The 11,746-nt window shown below is 55.8% G+C and carries 9 protein-coding genes; all 9 read left to right on the plus strand.

From position 1 onward, the window contains the following. Positions 1–43: 43 nt before the first annotated feature. The 9 genes from pbpC to der all read left to right on the plus strand — a co-directional run bounded on the left by pbpC (position 44) and on the right by der (position 11,708). Complete coding sequence (gene pbpC / locus FOC35_RS13890; protein ID WP_256380173.1) at positions 44–2,332, plus strand: peptidoglycan glycosyltransferase PbpC; 2,289 nt, start codon at positions 44–46, stop codon at positions 2,330–2,332. Between the two features lie 166 nt (positions 2,333–2,498). After that, positions 2,499–2,930: a nucleoside-diphosphate kinase gene (gene ndk / locus FOC35_RS13895; RefSeq protein ID WP_016537742.1), complete on the plus strand. Its 432-nt coding sequence runs from the start codon at positions 2,499–2,501 to the stop codon at positions 2,928–2,930. Between the two features lie 176 nt (positions 2,931–3,106). Beyond that, the gene (locus tag FOC35_RS13900) at positions 3,107–4,270 is read left to right on the plus strand and encodes a bifunctional tRNA (adenosine(37)-C2)-methyltransferase TrmG/ribosomal RNA large subunit methyltransferase RlmN (protein WP_016537741.1); all 1,164 of its coding nucleotides are present in this window, start codon (positions 3,107–3,109) and stop codon (positions 4,268–4,270) included. A 428-nt stretch (positions 4,271–4,698) separates the two neighbouring features. Continuing rightward, positions 4,699–5,682, plus strand: a complete 984-nt coding sequence (rodZ, locus tag FOC35_RS13905) for a cytoskeleton protein RodZ (RefSeq protein WP_016537740.1) — start codon at positions 4,699–4,701, stop codon at positions 5,680–5,682. A 38-nt stretch (positions 5,683–5,720) separates the two neighbouring features. Then, the gene (gene ispG, locus FOC35_RS13910) at positions 5,721–6,842 is read left to right on the plus strand and encodes a flavodoxin-dependent (E)-4-hydroxy-3-methylbut-2-enyl-diphosphate synthase (protein WP_016537739.1); all 1,122 of its coding nucleotides are present in this window, start codon (positions 5,721–5,723) and stop codon (positions 6,840–6,842) included. Between the two features lie 115 nt (positions 6,843–6,957). Then, a complete protein-coding gene (gene hisS / locus FOC35_RS13915; protein WP_039898622.1) occupies positions 6,958–8,232 on the plus strand; it encodes a histidine--tRNA ligase in 1,275 nt (424 codons plus the stop codon). A gap of 35 nt (positions 8,233–8,267) precedes the next feature. Next, entirely contained in the window at positions 8,268–8,888 is a 621-nt protein-coding gene (locus FOC35_RS13920; RefSeq protein WP_172569199.1) for a YfgM family protein, read from the plus strand. 10 nt (positions 8,889–8,898) lie between these two features. Then, a complete protein-coding gene (gene bamB / locus FOC35_RS13925) occupies positions 8,899–10,080 on the plus strand; it encodes an outer membrane protein assembly factor BamB (RefSeq protein ID WP_016537736.1) in 1,182 nt (393 codons plus the stop codon). Positions 10,081–10,202: 122 nt separating this feature from the next. Then, positions 10,203–11,708 (plus strand): ribosome biogenesis GTPase Der, encoded by a 1,506-nt coding sequence (gene der, locus FOC35_RS13930; protein ID WP_172569200.1) that lies wholly within the window; start codon positions 10,203–10,205, stop codon positions 11,706–11,708. Positions 11,709–11,746: the final 38 nt, after the last annotated feature.

Raw genomic sequence — 11,746 nt, forward strand, 5'->3', positions numbered from 1 at the left:
GTCGGTGCTTAACGGGTTAAGGCCGCGTTGGCGGCGGCGCTATCTGTGGTTGATGGTGCCGCTGCTGGCCGTTTGTTTAGTCTGGCTTGCGGACAGAATCTGGCCGCTGCCTCTGCATGAGGTCAATCCAGCGCGCGTTGTGGTTGCTGCGGATGGAACGCCACTCTGGCGCTTTGCCGACAATGAAGGGATCTGGCGCTACCCGGTTACCGTAGAGCAGGTTTCTCCCCGTTACCTTGAAGCGTTGATCGGCTACGAAGATCGCTGGTTTTGGGATCATCCTGGTATTAACCCTTTCGCGATCCTGCGTGCGGCGTGGCAGGACTTGCGAAGCGGGGAGATCGTTTCCGGTGGCAGCACGCTGACCATGCAGGTTGCCCGTTTGCTGGATCCTCATCCCCGCACCTTCGGCGGTAAGGTTCGCCAGGTTTGGCGGGCTTTACAGCTTGAATGGCACCTTTCTAAAACTGAGATCCTGACGCTGTACCTCAATCGTGCCCCATTCGGCGGTACGCTGCAGGGCATTGGCGCGGCAAGCTGGGCTTATCTTGGTAAATCCCCGGAGCAATTAAGCTATTCAGAAGCCGCGCTGCTGGCGGTGCTTCCGCAGGCTCCCAGCCGTTTGCGCCCGGACCGCTGGCCACAGAGAACACAGCAGGCGCGGGATAAAGTATTGCGCCGTATGGCGGAGCAGGGTATTTGGTCGCAGCGGCAGGTTAATGAGTCCTTACAGGAACCCATCTGGCTTGCGCCAAGGCAGATGCCGCAGCTGGCTCCGCTGCTGTCCCGCTATCTGGCATCACGCACCAGAGATACGCTTATCTCTACCACGCTGAATGCTTCTTTGCAGCGCCAGCTTGAAGACCTGGCTCTGGGGTGGAAGGCGCGTTTACCCGCCCGCTCTTCTCTTGCGATGCTGGTAGTTGACCACACTACGATGCAGGTTCGTGCCTGGGTTGGCTCCGCCGATATCAACGATGACACCCGGTTCGGGCATGTTGATATGGTTACCGCAGTTCGCTCGCCCGGCTCTGTGCTAAAACCTTTTGTTTACGGCCTGGCGCTGGATGAGGGGTTGATACATCCTGCTTCGTTGTTGCAGGATGTGCCGCGCCGTTTTGGCGACTATCGCCCCGGTAACTTCGATACTGGTTTTCATGGCCCGGTGAGCATGGGCGATGCGCTGGTGCGTTCTTTGAATTTACCGGCAGTACAGGTGCTTGAGGCCTATGGCCCGAAACGGTTTGCCGGGCAGCTGGCAAACGCCGGGTTGAATCTTCGGTTCCCACAGGGCAGCGAGCCTAACCTGTCGATTATTCTTGGCGGCGGCGGGGCAAGGCTTGACCAGATAGTTGCCGCCTACGGCGCTTTTGCCCGGCACGGCAAGGCTGCACACCTGCGTTTACTCCGCACGGATGAACTACGTGAACGGCCGCTGATGTCGCCGGGCGCGGCATGGATTATTCGCCGTATTCTGGCGGGTGAGGCACAGCCTCAGCCGGATTCATCATTACCCCCCGTTGTCCCCCTGGCATGGAAAACGGGAACCAGCTACGGCTACCGCGATGCATGGGCCATCGGCATGAATTCCCGCTACCTGATAGGCATTTGGACCGGCAGGCCGGACAGTACGCCGGTGGCAGGGCAGTTTGGGCTTGGCAGCGCGGTGCCGCTGCTAAACCAGGTCAACAATCTATTGCAGGCCAATTCCCGGGTTCAGCAGCTTCATTTGCCGACCGACCCGCGGCCAGCCACCGTTAGCTCCGGCGACATCTGCTGGCCGGGCGGGCAGGCGCTGCCGCAGGGCGGTAGCAACTGCCGTCGCAGAATAAATACCTGGTTGTTGGATGGTAGCCAGCCGCCAACCTTGCAGGCGCCGGGGCAGGAAGGCGTTCAGGGAACGCGGCAGCTTATCTGGCTGGACGATGCAGGGAAAAGAGTCGCGCCCGACTGCCCGGGTGCCCGGCAGCAGGTTGTCGCATTATGGCCGCTCCCTCTCGAGCCCTGGCTGCCGCAGGCTGAACGCAGGGCGGAGCGCCTCCCGCCGCCGTCTGCAACCTGCCCACCTTTGCAAAAAGAGAGCGCAACGCCGTTATTATTGCTGGGGGTACGCAACGGCACGATTCTGAAACGCCTGCCGGGGCAAACGCAGTTGCTCCTGAGGCTTACCAGCCAGGGCGGGCAGGGGCAGCGCTGGTGGTTTGTTAACGGCGAGAATGAAGATACCGGCGACGCGGGGCTGGCGCTAACGCTTAATAAACCGGGTGAATACCAGGTGCTGGTGATGGATGAGTCCGGGCAGATAGCCAGCGCAAACTTCACGCTCCAGTAGGTGGAAAGTGAAATTTAGCGCCTCAAAAGCGGTGTGTTGCTAAAACTCATCTTATTTTAAAAAAATGTTATCTCCATCCATAGGCAACGGCACACTTGCTCTTTATAATCTGCGCCAATTTCATAACCGGGTTTCCCGGACACACAGAACATTTACAGAGGTAATCATGGCTATTGAACGTACTTTTTCCATCATCAAACCAAACGCGGTGGCAAAAAACGTTATTGGTAACATTTATGCTCGTTTTGAATCTGCAGGGTTTAAAATTGTTGGCGCAAAAATGCTGCACCTGACCGTTGAGCAGGCTCGTGGTTTCTACGCCGAGCACGAAGGTAAACCTTTCTTCGACGGTCTGGTTGAGTTCATGACCTCCGGCCCGCTGGTTGTTTCCGTGCTGGAAAGCGAAAACGCGGTACAGCGTCACCGTGATCTGATGGGCGCAACTAACCCGGCTAACGCACTGGCAGGGACTCTGCGTGCGGACTACGCTGACAGTTTCACCGAGAACGGCACCCACGGTTCTGACTCCGTAGAATCCGCCGCTCGCGAAATCGCCTATTTCTTCGGCGAAGGCGAAGTGTGCCCGCGCACGCGCTAAAATTTCCTAATCTGTAAGTAAACTTACACTTAATTTTTTGTAGTTTGCTTTCAGTCGTGGCATCCGAGCCATAGAATTTGTACAATGCCACGCCCCGGACGAGCCAGCTCACCGGGGCGTTTCTCTTTCTAACCCTCCAGGGGCCATAACGTGTAACAACGAGGCCGGAAAACATTATGTCTGATATGAACACGCCTGAAGCGTCACCTGTTGTCGTTTCCAATAAAGCCGAAAAAATTAACCTGCTGGATCTCAACCGTCAGCAGCTGCGCGAGTTTTTTGCCGAACTCGGCGAGAAGCCGTTCCGCGCCGACCAGGTCATGAAGTGGATGTATCACTATTGCAGTGATGACTTCGACGAGATGACGGATATCAACAAGGTTCTGCGCAATAAGCTGAAAGAAATTGCTGAAATCCGCGCGCCGGAAGTTGCAGAAGAGCAGCGTTCCGCCGACGGCACCATTAAATGGGCCATCAAGATTGCCGACCAGCTGGTTGAAACCGTATACATCCCGGAAGAAGACCGCGCCACGCTGTGCGTCTCCTCTCAGGTTGGCTGTGCGCTGGAGTGTAAATTCTGTTCTACCGCGCAGCAGGGCTTTAACCGCAACCTGCGCGTATCGGAAATTATCGGCCAGGTCTGGCGCGCCGCGAAGATTATCGGCGCTCAGAAGAAAACCGGCGTGCGTCCTATCACCAACGTGGTGATGATGGGCATGGGCGAGCCGCTGCTGAACCTGAACAACGTGGTTCCGGCGATGGAAATCATGCTGGATGACTTCGGTTTTGGCCTGTCTAAACGTCGCGTAACCCTTTCCACCTCTGGCGTTGTGCCGGCGTTGGATAAGCTTGGCGATATGATTGACGTTGCGTTGGCAATCTCTCTGCACGCGCCGACCGACGACATCCGCGACGAAATCATGCCTATCAACAAGAAGTACAACATCGAAACCTTCCTGGCGGCGGTACGTCGTTACCTGGAGAAATCCAACGCTAACCAGGGCCGCGTTACGGTGGAATATGTCCTGCTTGATCATGTCAACGACGGCACCGAGCATGCGCATCAGCTGGCAGAATGCCTGAAAGATACGCCGTGCAAAATCAACCTGATCCCATGGAACCCGTTCCCGGGCGCGCCGTATGGCCGCAGCTCCAACAGCCGTATTGACCGTTTCTCTAAAGTGCTGATGAGCTATGGTTTTACTACCATCGTGCGTAAGACTCGCGGCGATGACATCGACGCGGCATGTGGTCAGCTGGCGGGCGAAGTTATCGACCGTACCAAGCGCACCATGCGTAAGCGTATGCAGGGCGAAGCTATTGCCGTGAAGGCGGTCTGATAGCCGACAGTCGGTTACCGTGCGGGGCGAGGGTTGCTCCGCACGGTATAAAAAACGGCCAAAAGTGCATGAACAGTCAATAACGTGTCCTAATACACTCTTCTGCACAATAATTACGGTGCGTTTCCGGCGGCTTTGAGGCAGTATGTAGCCGCACAACAACAGTTTAGTTGTTTCAATTTCGTAAAGTTAACAGACAGCCCGCCGAAGGGTGTCTATGGTTAACTAACCGGCTGGTCCGGTAGCCCGGAAAAATGCGCGCCGAGCGTGAAGCGTGCGGCAGAAACCGGGTATTTTTGCTGAGGGTTAGCCTTCCTTCAGGTATCAGATTTGTTTCGCGGTGCGAGTCAATCTGACGTAGCGGAGACGTTGCGGTACAGGACTCGTGCCAAATTCTTTAATTTGAACAGTACCAGCAGTTGTAGCTAATGAATACTGAAGCCACTAACGAATCAAATGCAGCACAAACCACGGGCGAGCGTTTACGCAACGCGCGTGAACAACTTGGTCTCAGCCAACAAGCCGTGGCTGAACGACTGTGCTTGAAGGTTTCCACCGTCAGGGACATCGAAGACGATAAGGCGCCAGCCGATTTGGCGTCGACCTTCCTGCGTGGCTATATCCGCTCTTATGCGCGACTGGTTCATATCCCGGAAGAAGAGTTGTTGCCGATGATGGCCAAACAGGCGCCTATCAAGGCCGCTAAAGTTGAGCCAATGCAAAGCTTCTCCCTGGGCAAGCGCCGTAAAAAGCGCGACGGCTGGCTGATGAGTTTTACCTGGCTGGTTCTGTTTGTTGTGGTTGGCCTGACGGGCGCATGGTGGTGGCAAAACCACAAAGCGCAGCAGGAAGAAATTTCGACCATGGCCGATCAGTCCACAACCGATCTCTCTACCAGCAGCGGCCAGTCCGTACCGCTGAACACCGGTAGCGATGCAACAGCGCCTGCTGATGCATCACCTGCGCCTTCCACGGCTCAGCCTTTGGCTTCTGACAGCGCGGCTCCGGCCGCGACAGCACAGCAAACTGCCCCGGCTGATAACGCCCAGCAGTCTGCCGTTGTCTCCCCAAGCCAGGCGCCGATTGATAACGCACAAACCGCTCCAGCACCTACCGCTGGCCAGCTGCCAACTGACCCGGCCAGCACCACCGCGCCTGCGCAGAATGCTGAAGGTCTGGCGATGAACTTTAGCGCCGACTGCTGGCTGGAAGTAACGGACGCCGCCGGTAAAAAACTGTTTAGCGGCATCCAACGCAAAGGCGCTAGCCTGAATTTAGCCGGCAAGGCACCTTATAAGTTAAAAATTGGTGCACCGGCCGCAGTACAGGTTCAATACCAGGGTAAACCTGTGGACCTGAGTCGTTTTATCAGAACTAACCAGGTTGCGCGTCTGACCGTGGGTGCTGAATAATCAGCGCCAACCCGGACGGGTAATTGTGGAGATTTACCATGCATAATGCCGCACCAATCCAACGTCGCAAATCCAAACGGATCTACGTCGGTAATGTGCCAATCGGCGATGGTGCACCTATCGCCGTTCAGTCGATGACCAACACGCGCACCACTGATGTGGAAGCGACTGTTAATCAAATCAAAGCATTAGAACGCGTTGGTGCCGATATCGTACGCGTATCCGTGCCGACGATGGACGCCGCAGAAGCGTTCAAGCTGATTAAGCAGCAGGTTAACGTTCCGCTGGTTGCCGATATTCACTTCGATTACCGCATCGCCCTTAAAGTTGCCGAATACGGCGTGGACTGCCTGCGCATTAACCCGGGCAACATCGGTAACGAAGAGCGTATTCGCAGCGTTGTTGACTGCGCGCGTGACAAAAATATTCCTATCCGTATCGGCGTTAACGCCGGTTCTCTGGAAAAAGATCTGCAGGAAAAATACGGAGAGCCAACGCCGCAGGCGCTGCTCGAATCCGCTATGCGCCATGTAGATCATCTGGATCGCCTCAACTTTGATCAATTCAAAGTGAGCGTGAAAGCCTCCGACGTCTTCCTTGCCGTTGAGTCATACCGCCTGTTAGCTAAGCAGATCGATCAGCCGCTGCACCTCGGGATAACCGAAGCAGGCGGGGCACGTGCCGGTGCGGTAAAATCTGCGATCGGCCTCGGGCTGCTGCTTTCTGAAGGGATCGGCGACACGCTGCGTATTTCGCTGGCGGCGGATCCGGTAGAAGAGATCAAGGTGGGCTTCGATATCCTGAAGTCGCTGCGTATTCGCTCCCGCGGGATCAACTTCATCGCCTGCCCAACCTGTTCGCGTCAGGAGTTTGACGTTATCGGGACGGTCAACGCGCTCGAACAGCGGCTGGAAGATATCATCACCCCGATGGACGTTTCTATCATCGGCTGCGTGGTTAACGGTCCTGGCGAAGCGCTGGTCTCAACCCTTGGGGTCACCGGCGGTAATAAGAAAAGCGGTTTCTACGAAGATGGCGTGCGCCAGAGAGATCGTATGGACAACGATGACATGATTGCGCAGCTCGAAGCGCGCATTCGTGCCAAGGCCAGCATGCTGGATGAAAAGCAGCGTATCGATATCCAACAGCTGGAAAAATAATGCGAAGCATGGGAAGCACAAGGCTTCCCGTGTATGATTGAACCCGCACGGCCGTTTACCTGAGTGAATGGCCTGATTTCGGGTTCATTTTTTGTATATAAAGCAGAGAAAAAACGTGGCAAAAAACATTCAAGCCATTCGCGGCATGAACGATTACCTGCCGGGCGAAACCGCCATCTGGCAGCGTATTGAAGGCATTCTTAAGCAGGTGCTCGCGAGCTACGGTTACAGCGAAATCCGTTTGCCGATTGTAGAGCAGACCCCGTTATTCAAACGCGCTATCGGCGAAGTGACCGACGTGGTTGAAAAAGAGATGTATACCTTCGAGGACCGCAACGGCGACAGCCTGACCCTGCGTCCTGAAGGCACCGCGGGCTGCGTGCGTGCCGGTATCGAACATGGTCTTCTGTACAATCAGGAACAACGTTTGTGGTACATCGGGCCGATGTTCCGTCACGAGCGTCCTCAGAAAGGGCGTTACCGCCAGTTTAACCAGCTGGGTGTGGAAGTTTTCGGCCTGAACGGCCCGGACATCGACGCCGAGCTAATCATGCTGACCGCCCGCTGGTGGCGTGCGCTGGGTATCGACCAGCACGTCAGCCTGGAGCTGAACTCCATCGGTTCTCTTGAAGCTCGCGCGAACTACCGCGATGCGCTGGTTGCTTTCCTTGAGCAGCACAAAGAGAAGCTGGACGAAGATTGCCAGCGCCGCATGTACAGCAACCCGCTGCGCGTGCTGGACTCTAAAAATCAGGATGTTCAGACTCTGCTGAACGATGCGCCTCAGCTTGGCGATTACCTCGACGAAGAGTCCCGCGAACACTTTGCTGGCCTGTGCCAGTACCTGGACGCCGCTGGTATCAGCTACACCGTGAACCAGCGTCTGGTGCGCGGCCTGGACTACTACAACCGCACCGTATTCGAATGGGTTACCAACAGCCTTGGCTCGCAGGGAACCGTTTGTGCCGGCGGCCGCTATGATGGCCTGGTAGAGCAACTTGGAGGGCGCGCTGCACCGGCCGTTGGCTTTGCTATGGGTCTTGAGCGTCTTGTTTTACTGGTTCAGGCGATTAATCCGGAATTTAAAGCAGAATCCGTTGTCGATATGTACCTGATCTCTTCCGGTCAGGGAACTCAGGGCGCGGCGATGCTGCTGGCAGAAAAACTGCGTGACCAGGTTCCGGCGCTGAAGTTAATGACTAACTATGGCGGCGGTAACTTTAAGAAGCAGTTCGCTCGTGCCGACAAGTGGGGCGCTCGCGTTGCGCTGGTACTGGGTGAAGACGAAGTCGCTAAAGGCGAAGTCGTGGTTAAGGATTTACGCACAGGTGAGCAACAAAACGTGGCGCAAGCCGATGCTGCCGCCCACCTGCAGGCGTTACTGGGTTAATCACCCGGTGATTATTGGTTAAGGAGAAGGACTGCGTGGAAGTTTACGAGAACGAAAACGATCAGATGGAAGCGGTAAAGCGCTTCTTTGCAGAAAACGGCAAAGCGCTGGTAGTTGGGGTTGTGCTGGGTATCGGCGCTCTGGTGGGCTGGCGTTACTGGAACGGCCATCAGGACGACTCCATGCGTGAAGCTTCTCTGGCTTACCAGAACGTCACCAGCGCGGTCAAAGCCGACCAGCCGCAGACTCTGGAAGCGGTAGAGAAATTCGCAGCCGACAATAAAAACACCTACGGCGCACTGGCGGCGCTGGAGCTGGCGCAGCAGTTCGTTGATAAAAACGATTTAGACAAAGCGGCTACCCAGCTACAAACCGGCCTTAGCAGCACCAAAGACGAAAACATGCAGGCGCTGATTAACCTGCGCCTTGCCCGCGTTCAGATCCAGCAAAAGCAGGCTGACGTGGCGCTGAAAACGCTTGATGGCGTTAAAGGCGAAGGCTGGGCGGCCATTGTTGCTGACCTGCGCGGCGAAGCGCTGCTCAGTAAAGGGGATAAGCAAGGCGCCCGTGATGCGTGGAGCAAAGGTTCACAGACCAATGCTTCTCCGGCGCTGCGTGAAATGATGCAGATGAAAATCAATAATTTGTCCAGCTAAGAGGGACCCGATGCAATTGCGTAAACTATTTGTACCAGGGCTGCTCTCTTTGACGCTGCTCAGCGGCTGTTCCCTGTTCAGTGGCGAAGAAGATGTCGTTAAAATGTCCCCGCTGCCGACCGTGGAAAACCAGTTCACTCCGGAAAAAGCGTGGAACACCTCCGTAGGTAACGGAATCGGTGATTTCTACTCCAACCTTCATCCGGCATGGCAGGACAGCACCATTTTCGCCGCTGACCGCCACGGCGTGGTTAAAGCTGTGAGTGCGGACGACGGTAGAGAAGTGTGGAAGGTCGATCTCTCTGAGAAAACCGGCTTCTTCTCCAGCAATATTCCGGCGCTGCTCTCAGGCGGCCTGACCGTTGACGGAGCGCACCTCTACGTGGGTAGCGAGAAGGCTAAAGTCTTCGCCCTGAATACTTCTGACGGTAGCATTGCCTGGCAGGCAAAAGTGGCTGGTGAAGCGCTGTCTCGTCCGGTCATCAGCGACGGTCTGGTGCTTATTCATACCAGCAACGGTATGCTGCAGGCGCTGAACGAAGCCGATGGTGCGGTGAAATGGACCGTTAACCTCGACATGCCTTCTCTGTCACTGCGCGGCGAATCTGCTCCGGCTACCGCATTTGGCGCAGCGATTGTTGGCGGCGATAACGGCCGCGTAAGCGCGGTACTGATGCAGCAGGGCCAAATTATCTGGCAGCAGCGCATCTCCCAGGCGACCGGTGCGACTGAAATCGACCGTCTGAGCGACGTGGACACCACGCCGGTTATCGTGAATGGCGTGGTTTACGCCCTGGCTTATAACGGCAACCTGACGGCGCTGGATCTGCGCTCCGGCCAGATCATGTGGAAACGTGAAATGGGCTCGGTTAATGATTTCATCGTTGATGCAAACCGCATCTACCTGGTGGATCAGAACGACCGCGTTGTTGCCCTCAACGCCGATGGCGGCGTAACCCTGTGGACGCAGAGCGATCTGCTGCACCGCAACCTGACCGCTCCGGTGCTGTATAACGGCTACCTGGTGGTTGGTGATAGCGAAGGCTATATGCACTGGATCAATGCCGATGATGGGCGCTTTGTCGCTCAGCAAAAAGTGGACAGCTCCGGCTTCCAGACCACCCCGGTGGTTGCCAGTGACAAACTGCTTATCCAGGCAAAAGACGGCACGCTGTACGCCATCAAACGCTAGATTTGCCTGATAGCTAAAATGTTTGAAACGGTTCCCGAAGTACGGGAGCCGTTTTGGTTTTTTAAAAACAGCGTAAATTTCCGCTGTTTTACTAATAAATTTTGAGTAGTGAGGCTTTTATAATGGTACCTGTGGTCGCGCTGGTTGGGCGCCCTAACGTCGGTAAATCCACCTTGTTTAACCGCTTAACGCGTACCCGTGATGCGCTTGTTGCGGATTTCCCGGGGCTGACACGCGACCGCAAATATGGTCGTGCGGAAGTGGAAGGGCGTGAATTTATCTGCATCGATACCGGCGGTATCGACGGCACGGAAGACGGCGTTGAAACGCGTATGGCGGAGCAGTCTCTGCTGGCAATCGAAGAAGCAGACGTCGTGCTGTTTATGGTGGACGCTCGAGCGGGCCTGATGCCTGCGGATGAAGCCATTGCTCAGCACCTGCGCTCCCGTCAGAAGCCGACTTTCCTGGTGGCGAACAAGACCGACGGTCTTGATCCGGACCAGGCGGTGATCGACTTCTATTCCCTCGGCCTTGGCGAAATCCACCCGATTGCTGCCTCCCATGGCCGCGGCGTAACCAGCCTGCTGGAACACGTTCTGGTGCCGTGGATGGACGATGTCGACCCGCGTGAAAAACCGGAAGAAATTGACGAAGACGAAGCCTACTGGGCGGCGTTCAATGCCAAAAATGGCATTGTTTCTGAAGACGAAGAGCTTGCCGAAGAAGAGGAAGAAGAAGCCTTCAACCCTCAGGATCTGCCGATTAAGCTCGCTATCGTTGGCCGCCCTAACGTGGGTAAGTCAACGCTAACTAACCGTATCCTCGGCGAAGAACGCGTGGTGGTTTACGACATGCCGGGCACCACCCGCGACAGTATCTACATTCCGATGGAGCGCGATGAGCGTGAATTCGTTCTGATTGATACCGCAGGCGTTCGTAAGCGTGGGAAAATCACCGACACGGTAGAAAAATTCTCGGTAATCAAAACCCTGCAGGCGATTGAAGACGCTAACGTTGTGCTGCTGGTGATTGATGCCCGCGAAGGCATTTCCGATCAGGATCTCTCGCTGCTGGGCTTTATCCTGAATAGTGGGCGCTCACTGGTTATCGTGGTTAACAAGTGGGACGGCCTGAGCAACGAAGTCCGCGAGCAGGTGAAAGAGACGCTGGACTACCGTCTGGGCTTTATCGACTTCGCCCGCGTACACTTCATCTCCGCCCTGCACGGCAGCGGCGTTGGCAACCTGTTTGAGTCCGTTCGCGAAGCTTACGACAGCTCCACGCGTCGCGTAAGCACCGCGCTGCTGACCCGTATCATGAACATGGCGGCAGAAGACCATCAGCCACCTCTGGTTCGCGGCCGTCGTGTTAAGCTCAAATACGCTCATGCCGGGGGTTATAACCCGCCAATCGTGGTTATCCACGGCAACCAGGTGAAAGACCTGCCGGACTCCTACAAGCGTTATCTGATGAACTACTTCCGTAAATCGCTGGACGTGATGGGCACGCCTATCCGCATTCAGTTCAAGGAAGGGGATAACCCGTTTGCCGGTAAGCGTAACACCCTGACGCCAAACCAGATGCGTAAGCGTAAGCGTCTGATTAAGCATATCAAAAAGGGTAAATAATCCCTGATTGATAGCCAATGTGCTCCTCGCCAGAAGGG

Origin of the sequence: Cedecea sp. FDAARGOS_727, assembly GCF_012273235.1 — a bacterium.
GTDB lineage: Bacteria > Pseudomonadota > Gammaproteobacteria > Enterobacterales > Enterobacteriaceae > Cedecea > Cedecea davisae.